The organism is Rahnella sp. GSA61A, from assembly GCF_019969905.1.
Taxonomy (GTDB): domain Bacteria; phylum Pseudomonadota; class Gammaproteobacteria; order Enterobacterales; family Enterobacteriaceae; genus Rahnella; species Rahnella aceris.
In genome coordinates this window covers 366,044-387,519 of record NZ_JAHXYO010000002.1, presented here as the reverse complement: position 1 = coordinate 387,519, position 21,476 = coordinate 366,044, and the positions used below count along the sequence as shown (strand labels likewise).

17 protein-coding genes and 1 tRNA gene are annotated in these 21,476 nt (G+C 53.9%); 14 read left to right on the top strand and 4 right to left on the bottom strand.

Going from position 1 to position 21,476, the window contains the following annotated elements; all coding sequences use genetic code 11:
* Nucleotides 1-72 precede the first annotated feature (72 nt).
* Complete coding sequence (locus tag LC431_RS03910; protein WP_013576301.1) at nt 73-492, bottom strand: hypothetical protein; 420 nt, start codon at nt 490-492, stop codon at nt 73-75.
* Between the two features lie 227 nt (nt 493-719).
* Here LC431_RS03910 and LC431_RS03905 point away from each other — a divergent pair, with 227 nt between their 5' ends.
* Nucleotides 720-968 carry a hypothetical protein gene (locus tag LC431_RS03905; protein ID WP_013576302.1) on the top strand — a complete coding sequence of 83 codons (249 nt, stop codon included), beginning with the start codon at nt 720-722 and terminating at the stop codon, nt 966-968.
* Between the two features lie 255 nt (nt 969-1,223).
* On the opposite strand, the gene LC431_RS03900 is transcribed toward LC431_RS03905, so the two are convergent.
* A tRNA-Lys gene (locus LC431_RS03900) sits at nt 1,224-1,299 on the bottom strand.
* A 371-nt stretch (nt 1,300-1,670) separates the two neighbouring features.
* Between LC431_RS03900 and cycA the strand changes: the two genes are divergently transcribed.
* A complete protein-coding gene (gene cycA / locus LC431_RS03895) occupies nt 1,671-3,065 on the top strand; it encodes a D-serine/D-alanine/glycine transporter (protein WP_015690203.1) in 1,395 nt (464 codons plus the stop codon).
* Nucleotides 3,066-3,469: 404 nt separating this feature from the next.
* A complete protein-coding gene (locus tag LC431_RS03890) occupies nt 3,470-8,200 on the top strand; it encodes a glucoamylase family protein (protein WP_223509293.1) in 4,731 nt (1,576 codons plus the stop codon).
* A gap of 130 nt (nt 8,201-8,330) precedes the next feature.
* Here the strand turns inward: LC431_RS03890 and LC431_RS03885 are convergent, their stop codons facing one another.
* Both LC431_RS03885 and rutR read right to left on the bottom strand, forming a co-directional pair.
* Nucleotides 8,331-9,320: a metal-dependent hydrolase gene (locus LC431_RS03885; protein ID WP_013576305.1), complete on the bottom strand. Its 990-nt coding sequence runs from the start codon at nt 9,318-9,320 to the stop codon at nt 8,331-8,333.
* Nucleotides 9,321-9,329: 9 nt separating this feature from the next.
* Nucleotides 9,330-10,019 carry an HTH-type transcriptional regulator RutR gene (rutR, locus tag LC431_RS03880; protein ID WP_013576306.1) on the bottom strand — a complete coding sequence of 230 codons (690 nt, stop codon included), beginning with the start codon at nt 10,017-10,019 and terminating at the stop codon, nt 9,330-9,332.
* 410 nt (nt 10,020-10,429) lie between these two features.
* On the opposite strand from rutR, the gene rutA reads away from it, so the two are divergent.
* The 11 genes from rutA (at nt 10,430) to LC431_RS03825 (ending at nt 21,467) form a co-directional block, all read left to right on the top strand.
* Nucleotides 10,430-11,521, top strand: coding sequence for a pyrimidine utilization protein A (rutA, locus tag LC431_RS03875; RefSeq protein WP_013576307.1), 1,092 nt, complete (start codon nt 10,430-10,432; stop codon nt 11,519-11,521).
* On the top strand, nt 11,518-12,270 hold the full coding sequence (gene rutB / locus LC431_RS03870; protein WP_015690206.1) for a pyrimidine utilization protein B: 753 nt from the start codon (nt 11,518-11,520) through the stop codon (nt 12,268-12,270). The genes rutA and rutB overlap by 4 nt, the downstream gene beginning before the upstream one ends.
* Nucleotides 12,271-12,296: 26 nt before the next feature.
* Nucleotides 12,297-12,683, top strand: a complete 387-nt coding sequence (gene rutC / locus LC431_RS03865; RefSeq protein WP_013576309.1) for a pyrimidine utilization protein C — start codon at nt 12,297-12,299, stop codon at nt 12,681-12,683.
* Nucleotides 12,684-12,725: 42 nt separating this feature from the next.
* Complete coding sequence (gene rutD, locus LC431_RS03860; protein ID WP_013576310.1) at nt 12,726-13,565, top strand: pyrimidine utilization protein D; 840 nt, start codon at nt 12,726-12,728, stop codon at nt 13,563-13,565.
* Nucleotides 13,550-14,140: a malonic semialdehyde reductase gene (locus tag LC431_RS03855; RefSeq protein WP_015690208.1), complete on the top strand. Its 591-nt coding sequence runs from the start codon at nt 13,550-13,552 to the stop codon at nt 14,138-14,140. Before rutD ends, LC431_RS03855 begins: the two co-directional genes overlap by 16 nt.
* Nucleotides 14,141-14,209: 69 nt before the next feature.
* On the top strand, nt 14,210-14,740 hold the full coding sequence (rutF, locus tag LC431_RS03850) for an NADH-dependent FMN reductase RutF (protein ID WP_052300784.1): 531 nt from the start codon (nt 14,210-14,212) through the stop codon (nt 14,738-14,740).
* 32 nt (nt 14,741-14,772) lie between these two features.
* Nucleotides 14,773-16,119, top strand: a complete 1,347-nt coding sequence (rutG, locus tag LC431_RS03845; RefSeq protein WP_015690210.1) for a pyrimidine utilization transport protein G — start codon at nt 14,773-14,775, stop codon at nt 16,117-16,119.
* Between the two features lie 254 nt (nt 16,120-16,373).
* Nucleotides 16,374-18,014: a TIGR04028 family ABC transporter substrate-binding protein gene (locus LC431_RS03840; RefSeq protein WP_223509292.1), complete on the top strand. Its 1,641-nt coding sequence runs from the start codon at nt 16,374-16,376 to the stop codon at nt 18,012-18,014.
* A gap of 17 nt (nt 18,015-18,031) precedes the next feature.
* Nucleotides 18,032-18,991, top strand: coding sequence for an ABC transporter permease (locus tag LC431_RS03835; RefSeq protein ID WP_013576315.1), 960 nt, complete (start codon nt 18,032-18,034; stop codon nt 18,989-18,991).
* On the top strand, nt 18,988-19,851 hold the full coding sequence (locus LC431_RS03830; protein WP_126125041.1) for an ABC transporter permease: 864 nt from the start codon (nt 18,988-18,990) through the stop codon (nt 19,849-19,851). The genes LC431_RS03835 and LC431_RS03830 overlap by 4 nt, the downstream gene beginning before the upstream one ends.
* Nucleotides 19,848-21,467 carry an ABC transporter ATP-binding protein gene (locus LC431_RS03825; RefSeq protein WP_153374683.1) on the top strand — a complete coding sequence of 540 codons (1,620 nt, stop codon included), beginning with the start codon at nt 19,848-19,850 and terminating at the stop codon, nt 21,465-21,467. The genes LC431_RS03830 and LC431_RS03825 overlap by 4 nt, the downstream gene beginning before the upstream one ends.
* The last annotated feature ends 9 nt before the right edge of the window (nt 21,468-21,476 follow it).

Here is a 21,476-nt window from a genome sequence, read left to right as displayed (position 1 = left end):
GTCACCCTCGCAAAACGGACAAAAAGAAAATGATCATAAAAAAACCCGCATTCTGCGGGTTTATTCATTTTGTTATTTATTGCCGCTGCCTTCCGGCCGGATATTGTAGGTTCCGAAGAAGCTGCGATCCGTTTCCAGACTGATACTTTTACCATTCGCATCAACGGTAATCGAACCTGATGTCTTGGTCAGCGCGCAGGCAATGCGAACATCAATAGTGCGCATCCCGTTCGGCACATTCAAATCCACGTACTGATTAAAATGCAGGGAAGCCACGGTTTGTCCGTCTAAAAACACTATCAGCGGACAGGTTTTCTCAAACGGCACGACTGACCACTGATCTAAACGGTGTAAACGGATGTGGGTCTGCCCTGCCGGCGCTGCCGAGCTGGCGTTAGCGAAAGATGACTTGACCTGCAGCGTCGGTTCATAAGGATTGGCCGCACACCCGGCTAAAAATAAAGCAGCCAAGGCCACCAGTGTTTTTTTCATCGTTATCTCCCTGAGTTTATGCACGAATGATAGCAGTGTGCGCGCAGCGGGCAACAAAAAACCGGTGGGAGCGGGTACGGAGTGTCCGCAAGCGTAAAAAAGTCATCTAAATCTGTGACGTTAGTACAAAAAAACATCACCCGAATTGCTAATAGTCCTCCACTGGTATTTGATATTCTTGTTAGGATTTATCCGATCAGTCGTTCAACTCAGTTTCAGGAATCACTATGTACAGCTACACATTAATCGCCCCCGCAGGGATCGTTAAAGCCTACGAAGACGAATTCCGCGACAAAGGGATTGAGTTACTGGTTGCCAAACAGAATCGTTCGGAGACGGTCGTCTTGCGCAGTGACCGGTTCACCGAAGAAAGCACATTTATCACGCACGTTCATCTGCTGATCTTCAGCCTGTGCATGCGTGTACAAAAACAACTCAAAAATGGCAATGCACCCAATACCACCATTATGTATTGATGCATTCCTGCACTTAACACTGTTTTGGCCTCAAACCGGGGCCTGACAGCTATTCCCTGTATTTCTTCCTTCCGCTCATCTTTATATGCCATAAAAATATTCCTGCCAGATTGCGTAAATAAACGACAAACCGTTGAGGTTTATTTCCCGACAGGCGACAACTTTATTAGCAGTGCATAAAACAGAGGAACTGACGGATTAAAGAAGAAGGGAAATAAAAGCAGAAGGAGCTTAATGCATTGATTAATCATTTGTTGGTGGGTCGTGGCGGGTTCGAACCGCCGACCAATTGATTAAGAGTCAACTGCTCTACCGACTGAGCTAACGACCCAACGGGACGGATTATTCTCCTCTGCAAGGATGATGTCAAACGCTTACCCTCACTTTTTTGCCGTTATTTTCATTAATATTTGTGAAGCTCATCACTCTTAAAAACGCTATTATTCCCACCGTCTCTGAAGAGACTTGATTAATTAACACTCAGTTATCCACGATGTAAAAATTACGATACATTTTTTCCGTTGGCATTTTTCATGCCAGTTATAATAAATGCGCACTTAACATTACTATTACAACGTTCACGCACGCTGTCGTTCCGGTCGTGGTGACCAAAGGGCCACTCAGAGCTCAAAAAATTGACGTAAATGAATGCGATATGGCGGAGTTCATACGCAAAAAGCAAAAAACAGGAATCAATACAACATGCAAGAAGAGTCAAAAATCCTCGTCCAGCCTGGGGAAGAGAACGCTGAAGGTTTGCGGCGAAATCTTTCCAACCGTCATATCCAGCTCATTGCCATTGGCGGCGCGATCGGTACCGGCCTGTTTATGGGCTCAGGCAAAACCATCAGCCTCGCCGGTCCGTCCATCATCTTCGTCTACATGATCATCGGCTTTATGCTGTTTTTCGTCATGCGCGCGATGGGCGAACTGTTACTGTCCAACCTCGAATACAAATCTTTCAGTGACTTTGCCGCCGACCTGCTGGGCCCGTGGGCCGGGTATTTCACCGGCTGGACCTACTGGTTCTGCTGGGTGGTCACCGGCATCGCCGACGTCGTCGCTATCACCGCTTACGCACAGTTCTGGTTCCCCGGACTGTCGCAATGGGTCGCATCCCTGCTCTGCGTGCTGGTGCTGCTGAGCCTCAATCTCGCTACTGTGAAAATGTTCGGTGAGATGGAATTCTGGTTCGCGATGATCAAAATCGTCGCCATCGTCGGGCTGATTATCGCCGGGCTGGTGATGGTGCTGACGCACTTCCAGACCCCCACCGGCACCGTCGCGTCCTTCAGCAATCTGTGGAATGATGGCGGGTTCTTCCCGAAAGGCGTGAGCGGTTTCTTTGCCGGTTTCCAGATAGCGGTGTTCGCGTTTGTCGGTATCGAACTGGTGGGCACCACCGCCGCCGAAACTAAAGATCCGCAGAAATCCCTGCCGCGCGCCATCAACGCCATTCCGCTGCGCATCATCATGTTCTATGTGTTCTCACTGATCATGATTATGTCGGTGACACCCTGGAGCCATGTGGTGGCGGATAAAAGCCCGTTCGTTGAATTGTTCGTACTTGCCGGTCTTCCGGCTGCGGCGAGCATTATCAACTTTGTGGTGCTGACTTCGGCGGCCTCTTCCGCCAACAGTGGCGTATTCTCCACCAGTCGCATGTTGTTCGGTCTGGCACAGGAAGGCAATGCGCCGAAAGCATTCGGCAAGCTCTCTTCCCGCGCTGTACCGTCGAACGGCCTGACATTTTCCTGCATCTGCCTGCTCGGCGGTGTGGTGCTGATTTACCTGATCCCGAATGTGGTGACGGTCTTCACGCTGGTCACGACCGTTTCGGCGATTCTGTTTATGTTCGTCTGGACCATCATCCTCTGCTCTTATCTGGTCTACCGCCGTCAACGCCCGCAACTGCACGAAGCTTCAATCTACAAAATGCCGCTCGGCAAACTGATGTGCTGGGTCTGTATGGCATTCTTTGCTTTTGTTCTGGTACTGCTGACCTTGCAGGATGATACCCGTCAGGCGTTACTCGTCACGCCGCTGTGGTTTGTGATTCTGGCGATTGGCTACGGGTTGCGCAGACGCCAGTCCTGATTGCACGAATATACTGCCAAAGGTATTTGGTAATCACAGTGTCCTGAATTACTGAGGAGCATAAAAATCCTCCTCAGTCATTCTCTCTCATTAATTATTAATCTCTTTTTTATTATAAAGGCGCTGCAAATCCCTTGCGGTACTTTCATTTAAATATTTAAATCATAAACATTCACTAAAAAATATAATTTCCTCTGCGTGATTATTTATGATACACGCCCGCCTCATACCTTAGTTAGCATTAAATTGAATTTAATGTCGATTAGCGTGAGGTCTATATTATGTGTTCTGCAAAGCAAGATGTACAACCAGAAATTATCATTCAGGATAATGACCCCTCTATTATTTATACCGGAAACTGGACCCGATATACCGGACGAGCATACAGCGATGATGGTGCAAGTATGGCGTTGTATGATAACGGTAAGTATTTTGAATACACATTTACCGGTTCAGGCATTGGGTATTACAGCGAAGGAAATACCGATCAGGGCGAAATAGATTTTTATCTTGATGGCGTGTTACACGGTACGGCAACAACCAAAACTTCAACGCGCCAGTACAGCGATCTTATTTATTATATTACCGACATATCGCCCGGAGAACATACTTTTAAAGGGGTGAAAAAAAACGGATCCTGGATGCTGCTTGATCAGCTTAAAGTGTATAACGATGCCGCGCTTACCGCTGAAGTAGAGCAATTTTTGGGCGCAGGCAGTGAAGGGACAGCACGGCTTCAGTTCAATCAATCGCTGGATAGCCAAAGCGGAACTGAACCGGGAAATTATCAGTTGAACAACGGAGCAAGCGTTGTCTCCGTCACTTTAAGCAATGACCGAAAAACTGCTGACCTCACCATTACCGGGCTGACCACGCAAACGGATTACACACTCACGTTGAGCCAAATCAGCAACCAGATTCTGACCACCACCGTTCAAAATCAGACCTTTACGCTAAACTACACTGCACTTCCTGCGGAACAGGTTTATGACGACCCGGTCGCCGACATTGTATATGCCGGTAAGTGGACGCACAGCACGAACCGTACACAAAGTATCTTTTATCACACCACCTCGTATACCCAGAGTAATAACTCTGCGACCTTTACACTAAACTTTATTGGTACCGGTATTTCTTATATTGCCGAAAGCAGTAGCGATCAGGGTGATGTTGAAATTTATATTGATGGTGTGTCTCAAGGCAGAATAAGCACCTGGTCTTCCACCCATCTGGACAGCCATATTCTGTATCAAAAGGTGGATTTACCGTTTGGTTCACACACGATTCAGGGAATTAAACGTTCGGGGTCTTATGCACATCTGGATGCATTAAAAGTCTACAATGCCGGTGATCTTGAAATCGTTGAAACCACTACCGACAGTAATAACAATATTCTGGTGACGTTTAACCAGGCTCTGGATTCAACGAGTGCGTTAACTCTCACTAACTCTGTGCTGGATAATAGTGGCGTTATTCAAAGTGTCGCGCTGGATGATTTAAAAACCACACTGACACTTAATGTGCCTGACTTACAAACTGGAATTCCCTATACCCTGACTTTCCACGGATTTAAAAATGAGATCCTGACGAAAGATTTTGCCGATATTCAGGCCACGTTTACTTACAACCAGGGCATGAAGTATTACTACACCTTTGATGATGAAACTGACGGGGCTTTCTTAGAGACCATTAATAACCAACGTAGTGCAATAAGCCAGGGACAAGCCCCCTCGCTGGTGATGGCAAAGCTCAACAATGGTATCGATTTTGCCAGCGGGCAGCCGGGTTATATTGATTTAGGCGTGCTTGATTGTTTGCAATATTCCGCCTTTACCGTGGAAGCCTGGATATACCCGCGTTCAACAGCGATGAGCATGATCGTCAGCCAGGATACGCGCAATAACAACAACCAGCGCTGGCAGCTTTATACCCAGGACAATCAGCTGGTTTGCACGATGTCGAATGATACCAACAGCACCTCATTTACTTTAAAAACCAAGTCTTTTATTCCGCTGAATGCCTGGACCCACGTCGCCATTTTGCGCCAGGGTGATGAATATGCCCTGGCCGTTAACGGCAATATGGCGATGACAGGCGGCAGTAACGTGGTGCAAACGAACGTCACCACTTCGGTGAAAGTGGGCGGACGGCTGGATACCAACGGCGCGGTGACGGATGCTTTCGACGGTATCATTGATGAAGTTAAATTCTTTGATTCACAGATAAGCCCGCAAACGTTGAGCGGGCATTATCGTCAACTGGCCGACACGAACTTTAACCTTCAGGCGAGTAACGGTACGCTGAAAGCTGCGTTTGTTCACCCGCAATCTGTCGAGCCTGTGCTGAGTGATTTCCGGACACACCTCAAAGTGAACAGTGAAATGCGCGTGGGTTTGCCAATAACTGGTTTTGTGTGGGATGCGGCAAGCAATACGGCAACACTCTCTTTCACGCCACTCGAACTTGCGGCGGTTGAACAAAATATCATCTTCACCGTGCGTTATCGGGAGTTGCCTGTCGATGCGGATTTCTCGCTGGAACCGACCACGATAGCCGCGCCTTCCCTCTCGTCACTGGTATTAAACGGTTCGTTACTGACGCGCGAAATTTTACGCCCGGATTATCTTTTTACTGACCCCGGCGGTTTTGCAGAAAATGGCAGTGAATACCTGTGGGAAGTGGCGGGCAGTACGACTGGCCCATTCAGTACCATCAACGGGTTGCATACCCGCACAATGATGCTGTTGCCTGAGCACAACGGGAAATACATTCGTGTCACGGTTACACCGCGCAATGAACGCCTGTGCTTTGGTGAGTCACAATCTGTGATTGTCGGGCCTGTCGTTGCGCGAAGTGGCAACCCGCGAACCGACTGGTTCCGCAATGCGCATTACGGCGTATCGCACCATTTCCTGCCTAACTATCTCAATCTCTCATCGGATATTCCGCAAGATGAGAAATGGCAGCCGGGCGAAAGCTGGGACGATTTCCTCAGTACTTTTGACGTGCAGGCTTATGCCAAAGCCGTCAGCGAAACGGGGGCGGGATTTGTTCTGCTGACGATGGATCAACATGCCGGATATAACCTTGGCCCGAATAAAACTCATGACGCCATTCTGGATATTGAACCTGGCGTGCGCAGCGCCATTCGTGATTTGCCGCTGGAAATGGCTCAGGAACTGGCGAAATACGATATCAAACTGATGTTGTACATGATGGGTTACGCGCCTGCTAAAGCCAGCCTGGTCTATTACGATGATGACGCGAATCAGCACTCGCCGGATCGCTGGGGTGACATGCTGGTCCCGCATCTGTACGAATGCTCCCCGTTTGACAACGTTATCACGTCAGAAACCACGCGCATGAATTACGCGGTGGTAAGAGAGTTTGGTGAACGCTACGGTGATTTGTTAGCAGGCTGGTGGTTCGATGGCATGTGGAATAACTACACCGACATGAGCCAGCCCTACAATATCAATGACGTGGTGGACGGCTCGCGGGCGGGGAATCCGGACCGAATTGTCACCGGGATTGGTGTTCATACCCTGACTTACACGGATTACTCAGCGGGTGAATCCTACGGCTCGAAAAATGCCGAAGGCAACTATGTGATGACTGACCTGCCGGACACACGCTGGGACAGCAACGACGGCTATCATCAGTGGTTCCGCTGGATAGCACTCGGTAACCAGACGGTGAATGCGGGCTGGGGCGCGATGGGTTCAAGCGATACCGGTAAACATTACGACACCGACGCGCTCGCCCAATGGGTGAAAGACGTAGCTGCCCGTGATGGCGTGGCCTGTATGGATATTCGCATCAACCGTTTCGGGGAACTGGATCCGATTGTTTCTCAACAACTTGCGGCCGTCAACGCGGCAGTTTATCCATCCCTCGATGACGAGCAGTTGCTTGATAAAGTACAGCAAACCACGCTGCGCTATTTCTGGGACTACGCACACCCGACCAGCGGTCTGGCTTTTGAGCGGTTATATCGCAACAGCGATGCCGGGCCTGATGAACCCATTGCGATTGGGGGGAGCGGTTTTGGCATCATGGGGATTTTAGTGGCGATTGAGCGCGGTTTCGTCAGTCGTGAGGATGGCTACGACCGCATTAACAAAATGGTCGATTTCCTTGGCGGGCCGACCACGCGCTACAAAGGGGCCTGGCCGCACTGGATTAACGGCAGCACGGGCGCGACCATTCCGTTTGGTTCCGATGATAACGGTGCCGATCTGGTGGAAACGTCGTATATGGTGCAGGGCTTGTTAACAGCGCGTCAGTATTTTAACGACACTGCGCTGACGGACAAAATCAACGCCCTCTGGCATGACATTGACTGGAACTACTTCACCAATAACAGCAACAGCCTGTACTGGCATATCGATAAAGATTTGCAGTTCACCATGGGGATGAAAATCACCGGCTGGAATGAGGCGATGATAACCTATCTTTTGGCTATCGCTTCTCCGACGCATGCCATCGACCCGGCACTCTGGAAAAGTGGCTGGTCACAGGGAAGTTATAACAACAAAAACAAAGTCTATTACGACATCACGTTGCCGATCGGCCCGACGATGGGCGGCCCGATGTTCTTTATGCACTACTCGTTCCTCGGTTTTGACCCGCGTAACCTGCGGGACAGTGCCAATAACGTGAATTATTTCCAGCAGGGTGAAGCGCAAAGCCAGATCCAGCAGGCTTACAGTATCGATAATCCTGGCGGATTTAACGGCTATGCAGAAAATTACTGGGGACTGACATCGGGTTACGGGCCTGCAGGTTATGCAAGTCATGATCCAACGTCTGATGACGGCACGATTACCCTTACCGCTGCACTATGTGACTTACCTTATTTGCCTGAAGCGTCGATGGCAGCGCTGCGCCATTTTTATGACGACCTGGGAAATGCGCTGTGGACAGAGAAATGCGGGTTTATTGATGGTGTTAATCTTTCCAAAAACTGGTATTCCGATGGATATCTGGCCATCGACCAGGGGCCAATCATTGGCATGATTGAAAACCATCGTAGTGGATTGTTATGGCGCTATTTTATGACCTGCCCTGAAATTCAGCAGGCCTTATCTCTTATCGGTTTTGTCGATGATGACATTCCGCCACGTGAGAGTTAATTAACGGTCGGATCTCCGGTGTTTGTCTGCGAGAGTCAATGCAGGCAAACACTTCCCACCGTTATGACAACACTTTGATGCTAACACCTCAGTCCGGGGAGCCCACGGGCTCCTTTTGCTTTATTGCAGATTACTCCACTTCCAGCGCCTGTCTGAACTGATCCCACATTTTCACCGCCGACGGTCTGGCGGATGCCACTTTCACCGGCAGTTCTGGTGGTGCACCGGCTTTCATCTCGCCGAGATCGAACACAAAGGTGTAATCCGGTTCCTGCCCCATACGTAAATCGCTGACCAGAATATGACCGCCCTGCTCTTTTACGCTGAAAAAGCCGTGGCTGAACCAGGCGACACGCGCCAGAAAGGCATTATCTTTGTGTGCTTCATACAACGCTTCACCGCGCGGATAGAAGCGGAAACGGATCGGCGAATCCGGATGCAGCAGCGAGGTAAACCCTTCGCCGTAACTGTCTTTACTCATCACCACCACACGCCACACCAGCGAATTGAGCGGGGTCGGCGTGACCAGAATCTGTGTGCTTTCGATGTTCTGGCGTTGTAATTCCTCGCCCACATGCCGCGTCACCTGATGTTGCTCGAAGGCGGTACAGGCCAGATATAAACAACTCACGCCCAGCAACACGTTATTCCACATGATCCCACGCTGTTGCTCGCGGTACAGCGCCAGCCCGACGCCGATGATCAGCGGTAAGGTATAAAGCGGATCGACGATGAAAATGCTGCCGACCGCAAACGGATAGTTTGTGAATGGCAATCCAAGCTGCGTGCCGTACACCGTCATCAGATCCAGCAACGGATGAGTGATCAGTGCCAGCCAGACCGCGCCCCACCAGCGTTTGAAATGCTGCCCGCCGCTGAGCAATTTTGCCATCAGCCAGGCAATCAGCGGCGAAACCAGCGTCAGATAAAACAGCGCATGGCTTTCGGTGCGATGCAGGGTCATATTGCTGATGGCGTCACCGTGATCGTAAAACACATCCAGATCGGGCAAGGTTCCGCATACCGCGCCAGCCAGTGCAGATTTCCACACCGGCACCCGTTTGCCCATCACCGCAATGCCGACCGCAGCGCCAAGAACTAATTGTGAAACCGAATCCATTCTGCCCTCTCAGACCCGAAGCTGAATGCCTTCGGTAATAATGCGCTGCACGTTACTCACCGTTTGTTCAAAGAACTCAGGATCACTGAGCGTTTTGCCGGTGATGGCTTCGACCTGCACGCCGAAATCGGCGTAATGCTGCGTGGTCGCCCACAGCATAAATATCAGTTGCATCGGATCAACAGGTGCGATCAGTTCTGCTTTAATCCAGCCGCGTATCACATCCGATTTATCTTCCACCAGCGTTTTCAGGCTACCGCCCAGTTCCTGTTTCAGCAGCGGCGCGCCCTGCACCATCTCCAGACAAAACAGCTTTGATGCCTGCGGGTGATCGCGCGAAACGCACAGCTTCAGGCGGATATATTCCCGGATAGCTTCCAGCGGATGTTGATCCGACTGCAACGCTTTCAGCGGCGCCAGCCAGATATCCAGCAACCCTTTGAGCACCGCGATATACAAATCTTCTTTCGACGGGAAGTAATACAGCAGATTGGTTTTGGACACGTCGGCGCGCTCGGCAACCTGATCCAGACTGGTGCCATGCATGCCGTACAACGAAAAGAACTCCAGCGCCGCCGCCATGATATTGCTGCGTTTGGCGGCGACGGCCCGCGAGCGTCGCGTCGGCGCTTTCGCCGCCGTCTGGCGGGATTTTTTCTCTCCGGCGTGAGGCAACGGAGGTTCAACCAATGGCTTCACAATGTCTCCCTGAGACAAACAGCAAGACGGAAATCATAACAAATGGAGGTACAAGCGACTATCGCTAAGCCTGTCGATGATGAAAGTAACACCAAAGACAATAAACATTAACCACAAAGAGTTATCCGCTTAACAAATTTGCACCATTTTTGTTCAATCCTGCCTGATAGATGTGCAGTTATTTTTGACCAGATGGTCTGAAACAGACCATTTGCTCCACCTGAAAACGAAACACATTTTTAACTCATTGATAACACTGCGCATTCTAAAAGTGGCATCACGTTTGCAATAGCTTTCCCGTCAGGAGATTTCAGCACGGTGCAATTCGGAACCCGCAGGACGCACTCAAGCCGCGCAGAGATTTTCGCAAGCCCTTGTTTTGGTAATTTTATTTTCAACCGAGGTGAGCTATGAAAATCGGTGTATTCATTCCTATCGGCAACAACGGCTGGTTAATTTCAGAAACTGCGCCGCAGTACAAACCGACCTTCGAACTGAACAAAACCATCGTGCAGAAAGCGGAGCATTATCATTTTGATTTCGCGCTGTCGATGATCAAACTGCGCGGCTTCGGTGGCAAAACCGAATTCTGGGAACACAATATGGAGTCGTTCACGCTGATGGCCGGTCTGGCTGCCGTGACCTCCCGCATCCAGCTTTACGCCACCGCCGCCACGCTGGTGATGCCTCCGGCGATTGTGGCGCGCATGGCCGCCACCATTGATTCCATTTCCAACGGACGTTTCGGCGTGAACGTCGTCACCGGCTGGCAGAAACCGGAATACGAGCAAATGGGCATGTGGCCGGGCGATGACTATTTCAGCCGCCGCTATGATTACCTGACCGAATACGTCAGCGTGCTGCGCGACCTGTGGGGCACCGGTCACTGCACACTCGACGGAGAATTCTTCAAAATGGACGACTGCCGCGTCAGTCCGCGCCCGCAGAGCGAAATGAAAGTGATCTGCGCCGGACAAAGCGATGCGGGTATGGCGTTCTCCGCCAAACATGCCGATTTCAACTTCTGCTTCGGCAAAGGCGTTAACACACCGACCGCCTTTGCACCGACCGCCGCACGCATGAAAACGGCGGCCGAAGCCGAAGGGCGCGACGTCTCCTCTTATGTCCTGTTTATGGTGATTGCCGACGAAACCGACGCCGCTGCCCGCGCCAAATGGGAGTTGTATAAATCCGGTGCTGACGCCGAGGCGCTCGCGTGGCTCACCGACCAGAGCAGCAAAGACACAAAATCCGGCGCTGATACCAACGTCCGCCAGATGGCTGACCCGACTTCGGCGGTCAATATCAACATGGGCACACTGGTCGGTTCTTACGCCAGCGTCGCCAGAATGCTTGACGAAATCGACACCGTGCCCGGCGCAGGCGGCGTACTGCTGACCTTTGACGATTTTGTCGAAGGCATCGAAAACTTTGGCCGTTATATCCAGCCACTCATGAAAACCCGCCAGCACATCGGCACTGAGCAGAAAGAGGTCGCATGATGAACGTTGTTGAGAATCAAACTGTGGTCCGCCGCGAGCCCCACAACACCGGCGAGGAAACGATCCTCACAGCACGTCCTGAAGCCATTGCGTTTACGCCGCAGCAAACGGCGCTGATTGTGGTGGATATGCAAAACGCCTACGCCTCACAGGGCGGTTATCTGGATCTGGCGGGGTTTGATGTCTCCGCCACCGCGCCGGTGATTGCCAATATCAAAGTGGCGATTGCCGCTGCCCGCGCCGCCGGGATCAAAGTGATTTTCTTCCAGAACGGCTGGGACAACCAGTACGTCGAAGCTGGCGGTGCCGGTTCGCCTAACTTTCATAAATCCAATGCGCTGAAAACCATGCGTAAACGCCCGGAACTGATGGGCAAACTGCTGGCGAAAGGTGACTGGGATTATGACCTGGTGGATGAACTGCAGCCGCAGCCGGGCGACATTGTCCTGCCCAAACCACGCTACAGCGGCTTCTTCAATACTCAGCTCGACAGCCTGCTGCGCAGCTACGGTATTCACCATCTGGTGTTCACCGGTATCGCCACTAACGTCTGCGTGGAATCTACGCTGCGTGACGGCTTCTTCCTCGAATATTTCGGTGTGGTACTGGAAGACGCCACCCATCAGGCCGGGCCGGAATTCGCGCAAAAAGCGGCGATTTATAATATCGAAACCTTCTTTGGCTGGGTCTCCAGCGTACGTAATTTCTGCGACGCCGTGGGTTACAAAACTGAACAAAACGCGGCCTGACCGCTTTCTGAAAAGGACAATTAACCATGCCTAAAAGCGCCATTATTCCGGCTGGCAGCGGCGTTCCGCTGGCACCTTTTGTTCCGGGCACCCTCGCCGATGGCGTGGTGTATGTTTCCGGCACGTTGCCGTTTGATAAAGACAACAATGTCGTGCATGTCGGCGATGCCGCGGCGCAAACCCGCCACGTACTGGAGATCATCAAAAAGGTGATCGAAACCGCGGGCGGCACAATGGATGACGTCACCATGAATTCAATTTTCATCACCGACTGGGCGAACTACGGTGCGGTAAATCAGGTTTACGCCGAATACTTCCCGGGCGAAAAACCGGCACGGTTCTGCATTCAGTGCGGGCTGGTGAAACCGGATGCGCTGATTGAAATCGCCTCGATTGCCCATATCGGCAAATAATCCGTGCGATGGAACCTGTCCTGAACTCCCTGAGGTAACAGCATGTATTACAAGGTACTGGGTAAGAAAAATGCTGATGCAGAAACCGTCGTGCTTTCCTCCGGCCTCGGCGGTTCCGGTGGTTTCTGGCAGCCGCAACTGACCATGCTCGCGGAGCATTTCCGCGTGGTGGTCTATGACCAGCACGGTACCGGCGTCAGTCAGGGCACGGTGCCCGCCGGTTACCGGATGGAAGACATGGCCGATGAACTGGCGGGTATGCTCAACGGGCTGGATATCAGCCGCTGTCATCTGGTCGGTCACGCGCTCGGCGGCATTATCGGCCTGCATCTTGCCCTGCGTTATCCGGCGTTGTTGCAAAGTCTGGTGGTGATTAACGGCTGGACGAAGCTCGACAGCCAGACGCGGCGCTGCTTTGAAGTGCGGCAGAATTTACTGCTCAACAGCGGGGTCGATGCCTACGTGCAGGCGCAGCCGCTGTTTCTGTATCCGGGTGACTGGCTTTCTGAACATGACGCGTTATTGCAGGAAGAGCGCCAGCATCAGGTGGCGCATTTTCAGGGGATGGAAAACCTGCTGCACCGTTTGCAGGCGCTGATGAATTCAGACCTGACGGCGTCGCTTGGACAAGTGATCACCCCGACGCTGGCTTTCAGTTGTAAAGACGATTTGCTGGTGCCGTGGTCGCGTTCGGTCGATCTCGCTTCCCGTCTGCCTAACGGCGAACACACGCAAATGCTGTACGGCGGCCACGCCATGAGCGTGACCGATCCGGAAACCTTTAACCCGATTTTACTGGACTGGCTGCTGCGGCACTCATCGCAAGCGTCCGCTACGCCGTCCGGTCACCTGCCCACGGAGACATCATGGCCGAAGCATTAACCGCCACCGCGCTGGCAACCTTATTCACCGAAGCCCGCACGCACAACGGCTGGCTGGATAAACCGGTCACCAGCGAACAACTGAAAACGATTTACCAACTGGCACGCATGGGGCCGACCTCGGCCAACTGCAGCCCGCTGCGCATCGTGTTTATTCAGAGTCCGGAGGCGAAAGAAAAACTGGCTCCGGCGCTTTCGGGCGGCAATCTGAAAAAAACCATGACTGCGCCGGTGACGGCGATCATTGCCTGGGATCCGGAATTTTACGAACTGCTGACGGAACTGTATCCCTCCGGCGATGCCCGTTCGTGGTTCACCTCCAGCCCGCAACTGGCGCACGACACGGCATTTCGCAACAGCAGCTTGCAGGCCGCGTACCTGATCATGGCCTGCCGCTCCCTCGGGCTGGATACCGGGCCGATGTCCGGTTTTGACAACGCCAGAGTCGATGAAACATTTCTGGCGCAGGAAGGCTGGAAATCTAATTTCCTGATCAACATCGGTTACGGCGATCACAGCAAAGTGTATCCGCGTGCACCGCGCCTTGATTTCGACCGCGCCTGCCGCGTGCTGTAAGCATCAATGAAAAAATTTGAGGACACGACCATGCCATCCACCCTGAACGCCACACTGCCTGTTCCCGATATGCCAGTCGTCGAGAAACACGCTGCCGTTGAGAAACAAGCCGCCGTTGAAAAACAAGAGTACCGCGATGCGATGGCGCGCCTCGGCTCAGCCGTCAACATCATCACCACCGACGGCCCCGGCGGACGTGCAGGTTTCACCGCCTCCGCCGTATGCAGCGTCACCGATTCGCCGCCGACATTGCTGGTCTGCCTGAACCGCTCAGCGTCGGTGTATCCGGTCTTCAAAGAGAATCAGGTGCTGTGCGTTAACACGCTGGCTGATTGCCATGAGTCACTGTCCAATTTATTCGGTGGAAAAACGCCGACGGAGCAACGCTTTGAAGCCGCTGAGTGGGAACGCCTCGCCACCGGCTCGCCGATCCTCACCGACGCGCTGGTGTCGTTTGACTGCAAAGTCACGCAAATCACCAGCGTCGGCACCCACGACATTTTGTTTTGTGAAGCCGTTGCGTTACGACGCAACGACGACAGCCACGGACTGGTGTATTTCGACCGGCGCTATCACCCGCTGATGCGTCAGATAGCCTGATAACTCAATCCTCAACTTAGTAAGGGTCGTGCATGGCAAATACCTGGTTTCCACAATGGCGTAAAAGAGAAGGCAATCTGGATGGCGCGGTGATCGCACCGGATGAACGATTGCCGTTCGGATCGACAGTAATCATGGGGCTGCAACATACGGTGGCGATGTTTGGTGCCACCGTGTTAATGCCATTGCTGATGGGTTTTGATGCCAACATGGCGATTTTGATGTCGGGCATCGGCACCCTGCTGTTCTTCCTGGTGGTCGGCGGACGCGTACCCAGTTATCTCGGTTCCAGCGCCGCGTTTGTCGGGCTGGTGATCGCCGTGACCGGCTACAGCGGCCATGGTGCGAACCCGAATATCGGCGTGGCGCTGGGGGGCATTATTGCCTGCGGCGTGATTTATACATTGATCGGTTTTGTGGTGATGGCAGCCGGTACGCGCTGGATTGAACGTCTGATGCCGCCGGTCGTCACCGGTGCGGTGGTGATGGCAATTGGTCTGAACCTCGCGCCGATTGCCATTAACAGCGTGTCGGCCTCGTCATTTGACAGCTGGATGGCGGTAATGACCGTGCTGTGTATCGGCTCGGTGGCGGTGTTCACCCGCGGCCTGGTGCAGCGCCTGTTATTGTTGCTCGGTCTGGTGGCGGCGTACCTGATTTACATGGTCATTACCAACGGCCTCGGGCTGGGCGCACCGGTAGATTTCAGCGCTGTGGCACAGGCGCCGTGGTTTGGCATCCCGGCCATCACCACGCCGGTGTTCAGTTCTCACGCCATGCTGATGATTGCGCCAGTGGCGGTAATTCTGGTGGCGGAAAACCTGGGCCACATTAAAGCCGTGGCCGGTATGACCGGCAAAAATCTCGACCCGTACATGGGCCGCGCGTTTGTCGGTGACGGTCTGGCAACCTTACTTTCCGCCTCGGCGGGCGGCACCGGTGTCACGACTTATGCCGAAAACATCGGCGTGATGGCGGTCACCAAGATTTACTCCACGCTGATTTTTGTTGCTGCGGCGATTGTTGCCATTGTGTTGGGCTTCTCGCCCAAGTTTGGTGCACTGATCCACACCATTCCGGGGCCGGTACTCGGCGGCGCATCGATTGTGGTGTTCGGACTGATTGCTGTGGCAGGTGCCCGCATCTGGGTACAAAACCAGGTGGATCTGGGACTTAACGGAAATTTGATCATGGTGGCAGTCACGCTGGTACTGGGCGCAGGCAACTTTACCCTGAGCCTGGGCGGCTTCAGCATGGGCGGCATCGGCACAGCCACGTTTGGTGCCATTTTGCTCAATGCCTTCCTGAGTCGCAGCAAACAGGCAAAAATTCAGCCTGAAATAAAAGCTGGCACAGAAGCTGCATTAAAAGATCACTGACGACCTCAGTTTCTCCTTAGCTCATCATTTTTGATGATCGCCAGCGGTTAGCCGGTCCACCCGTCCGGATTAGCCGCTGGTTTTTTTCTTTCTGCCTCCCGCACATTTTCCCTAATGCCGTTTCCAGCTAACGATTGCAAAATTCCTTCGTTCACCTCCCTCTTAAATTGGTTTGTTATGGGCTCAGCACTTTGGTTCTAAGCACGCCAAAGTCATCACCTGTCACCATGACCAATAAGAAAAAGGGTTTAACGATGAAGAACATTCGCCGGATTAACGCGGTGACCCGCGCACTGGCTTTAGGGGCACTTCTCACCAGCACGTTTTCTGCCATCGCCGCCGACGGCACACCGGTTCAGGGCGGCACGCTGATTTATCTTGAACAGCAGGCGCACACCAACCTCTATCCGCCCGCAGGTGGCTTCTACCCGAACGGCGGCATACTCAATCAGATCACCGACAAACTGACTTACCAGAATCCGAAGACGCTGGAGATTGAACCCTGGATTGCCGAATCCTGGTCATTCAACTCTGATAAAACCGAATACACCTTTAAACTGCGTCCGGGCGTGACCTTCTCCGACGGCACGCCGCTCGATGCCAACGCGGTCGCCAAAAACTTTGATACTTACGGTCTGGGCAACAAAGAGCATCACCTGCCGGTCTCCGAAGTCATCAACAATTATGACCACAGCGAAGTGGTTGATCCGCTGACCGTGAAGTTCTATTTCAAAAAATCCTCGCCGGGATTCCTGCAGGGCACGGCAACCATTGGCTCCGGTCTGGTGTCGCTGAGCACGCTGGATCGTAATTTTGATGCGCTGGGCGACGCCACGCACATCATCGGTTCCGGCCCGTTTGTGGTCAGCAAAGAAACGCTGGGGCGTGAAGTCGATCTGACTGCCCGCAAGGATTACAACTGGGGGCCGAAAAACCTTAAACAGCAGGGTCGCGCGAATCTTGACGGCATCAAAGTGATCGTGACCGGTGAAGACAGCGTGCGTATCGGCGCACTGCTGGCGGGTCAGGCTGATTTCATCCGTCAGGTTCAGGCGTATGACGAGAAACAGGCCAAAGACCAGAGCTTCCCGCTTTATGCCGCGCCGACCAAAGGCGTTAACGACAGCATATCGTTCCGGCCGGACAACGCGCTGGTGTCGGATCTGAAAGTGCGTCAGGCGCTGCTGCACGCCACCAACAGCAAACAGGTGGTCGATACACTGTTCTCACCAAACTATCCGCAGGCCACTTCGGTGATTGCCAAAACGGCGGCCGGTTATGTCGATCTGAGCCACAAACTGACCTACGACCCGACGCTGTCCAAAAAGCTGCTCGATGAGGCGGGCTGGAAACCAGGCCCGGACGGCATCCGCCAGAAAGAGGGCAAAACGCTGTCACTGACTATTTATGAATCGCTGCCACAGCCGCAGAACAAAGAGGTGTTGCAACTGGTTTCCCAGCAATGGAGCCAGGTCGGCGCGAAGCTGAATATTCTGGCGGGCGACGCGGGCAGCCGTGTGGCGGATAACCTCGATCCGGAGAAAACCCCGGCTAACGTGGTGGAAGTCGGACGCGCCGATCCGGACGTCATCAAAAGCTCCTTCTACCCGACCAACCGCGATGCGCTGCTGCAAAAAGGCGGCCTGAGCAGCAAGGTGAAAAGCTTCCGTGACGACAAACTTAACGATCTGCTGACCGCGATTTCTGCCGAAGTCGATCCGAAAAAACGGCTTGAACTGACCGGTGACGTGCAGAACTACCTGCTCGATCAGGCGTATGTCATTCCGATTTTCGAAGAGCCGCAGGTGTTTGCCGGTGCGCCGTATTTCAAAGGCGTAAGCTTTGAAGCGGTCGGGCGTCCGAGCTTCTACGGCGCATGGCTGGAAAAGCATTAACAGACGGGGAGTAAATCATGAGCCGATACGTGAGCGGTCGATTCGGGCAGGCTTTGCTGGTGTTGTGGGCGGCGTTTACCGTCTCCTTCATCCTGTTGCAGGTGCTGCCCGGTGACGCGATTCTGATTAAATTCCAGAACCCGGACATGGGATTAAGCCCGGCACAAATCGCCGATATGCGTGCCGCTTACGGCGCGGATGTGCCGGTCTGGCAACAATATCTGCATACGCTGGGCAATTTTCTGCGCGGGGATCTGGGTTACTCGATTCAGGCTGGCGTACCGGTCACCGAATTACTCAGCAGCAACTTTCCGCCGACACTGCGTCTGGCGCTGATGGGTTTTGCTCTGGCCGCCGTGGTGGCTTTTGCGCTGGCATTTCTCTCCAGCCTGCTGCATTTCGGCTGGCTGAAAAATGCTTTGCAGGCGGTGCCGTCGCTGTTTATTTCCATCCCGACCTTCTGGCTGGGCATCGCGCTGATTCAGTTTTTCTCGTTCCATCTGCGCTGGATCCCGGTGATTAATCCGGGTGAATGGGTCGGGCTGATTCTGCCGGTTATCACCCTGGCGGTACCGATTTCCGCGCCGCTGGCGCAGATCCTCATCCGCAGTATTGATCAGGTGCAAACCCAGCCGTTTGTCGCCGTCGCCCGCGCCAAAGGTGCCAGCCGCAGCGGCGTGTTGTGGCGTCATGTGGCGCGCAACGCCCTGCTTCCGGCGCTGACCATTGCCGGTTTGCTGTTTGGCGAACTGATTGCCGGAGCGCTGATCACCGAAACCGTCTTCGGTCTTAACGGCCTCGGGCAACTGACCCAGCAGGCAGTGAATAATCAGGATGTCGCCGTGTTGCAGGCGATTGTGGTGATTTCCGCCGCCGCCTTTGTTGGCATCAATTTACTGGTCGATTTGCTGTATCCGTTGCTCGACCCGCGCCTTAAAACCTCTGCCTCTAAACATTCAGGAGGAGCCACCGCATGAGCAGCTTACCGCTTGGCAAAAGCATTCTGTCGTTGCCGGTGACACAGCGCCGCCGCTGGAAACCTGCCCGCCTGCAACCGGGGTTAATTCTCGCCTGGCTGGTGATGGCGACCGTCATTTTGTGGGCGATTGCCCCCGGCTTATTTACGGATTACAGCGGTACCGAAGGGATTGCCGGTGCGCAGCGTCTGGCGCCGCAGGCCGGACACTGGCTGGGCACGGATCAGCTCGGCCGCGATGTGTACGCGCGCATTGTGTATGGCGCATCGCATTCCCTTTCCGGCGCACTGGTTGCGGTGGCGCTCGGGCTGGTGTTCGGCACCGCGCTAGGGCTGGCGGCGGGTGCCAGCGGCGGTCTGGTGGATGCCATTGTCATGCGCATCAATGACGTATTGCTGTCAATTCCCGGCCTGCTGTTGTCACTGAGCGTGATTATTCTGCTCGGCTTCGGCACGGTTCATGCGGCGATTGCCGTCGGTGTGACGTCGGTTGCCAACTTCGCCCGCCTGGCACGTGCCGAAGTGGTGCTGGTACGTCACAGCGATTACGTCGAAGCCGCGTACGGCAGCGGCGGTTCCTTCTTCTCTGTTTTGTGGCGACACATTTTGCCCAACTCGCTGACCTCAGTGATCGCCTTCTCGGCGTTGCAGTTTGGCAGCGCGATTCTGGCGATTTCCACCCTGAGTTTTCTCGGTTATGGCACGCCACCGCCGACACCGGAATGGGGGTTACTGATTGCCGAAGGCCGCAATTACATTTCCACCGCCTGGTGGCTGACCACTTTCCCCGGCGTGGTGGTGGTTTTAGTGGTGCTTTCCGCCAACCGCATCAGCCAGTCATTACGCAGGAGAACGCGATGAACGCACAGGCCACTTTTACGCATGACGCTCCGCCGGTTCTCGAACTGGAAAACGTATCGATTGCCTACGACGGCAAACCGGTGGTGCATAACGTATCGTTTTCCATTAACGCCGGGGAGGTGCTGGCGCTGGTCGGCGAATCCGGCTCAGGGAAAACCACCACCGCACAGGCGATTATTGGCCTGCTGGCAGAGAACGGCCATATCGAACAGGGCGAAATCCGTCTGAACGGCTCCGACATCAGCCAGTGGTCGCAGCGCCGTCTTGATGCCCTGCGCGGTGCGCGCATCAGCCTCATTCCGCAGGATCCGACCAGTTCGCTGGATCCGGTGAAAACCATCGGTTCGCAGGTGGCGGAAATTCTCGATATCCATCAGCGCCTGCCGCGTGTGCAGCGCGACGCCCGCGTGGTGGAACTGCTGTCACGCGTCGGTCTTTCGCACCCTGAGCAACGGGCGAAACAGTATCCGCACGAGCTTTCCGGCGGCATGAAACAGCGCGTATTGATCGCCATTGCCATTGCGCTGCAACCGGCGCTGATCATCGCCGATGAGCCGACCAGCGCGCTGGACGTCACAGTGCAAAAACGCATTCTGGATTTGATCGACGAACTGCGCCGCGAATCCGGCACCGCCGTGTTACTGGTGACACATGACCTGGCGATTGCTGCCGAACGCGCCGACCGGTTGCTGGTGTTCCGTCACGGCAAAGTGCAGGAACAGGGCATCACACGCGAGGTGCTGGATGCACCGAAAAGTGATTACACCCGCCAGCTTTTCGCCGATGCCCCGGCCCTTTCCGGCCGTCACCGTGCACAACTTCGCGCAGCGGAAGATCCGGTGCTGGTGGTCGAAAACATCACCCATGATTTCACGCTGGGTGGCAAACATCAGGCGGCGTTCCGCGCGGTGGATCATGTCTCTTTCAGCATTCCGCGCGGCACCACCCATTCGCTGGTCGGCGAATCCGGCTCCGGCAAAACCACGCTGGCGCGCATTCTGCTCGGTTTTCAGAAACCGGACAGCGGACGCGTACTGATCGACGGCGAAGACATCACACGGCTAAAAGGTGAAGCCTTGCGGCAGTTACGCAAGAAAATCCAACTGGTATATCAGAACCCGTTCGCCTCGCTGGATCCGTCGCAAACGCTGTTTCGCGTGATCGAAGAACCGCTGCTGAATTTCGAAAAAATCCCGGCTGCCGTGCGCCGTGAACGGGTGCTGGATATCGCCCGCCGCGTGGCGCTGCCGGAAGAATTACTCAGCCGTAAACCTCGCGAACTGTCCGGCGGTCAGCGCCAGCGTGTGGCGATTGCGCGCGCGCTGATTTTAGAGCCGAAAGTGCTGATCCTTGATGAAGCCACGTCGGCGCTCGACGTCACCGTGCAGGCGCAAATCCTGACGTTACTTCAGCAGTTACAGGACTCACTCGGCCTGACCTATTTGTTTATTTCGCACGATCTGGCCACCGTCCGGCAAATCTCACACAGCGTCTCGGTGTTAAACCGCGGGCAGCAGGTGGATTCCGGCAAGGTGGAAGACGTTTTCGCCCTGCCGTCCAGCGATTACACCCGCCAGCTTATCGATGCTATTCCCGGTCGCCACCGCGCCGCATAAACCAGACCA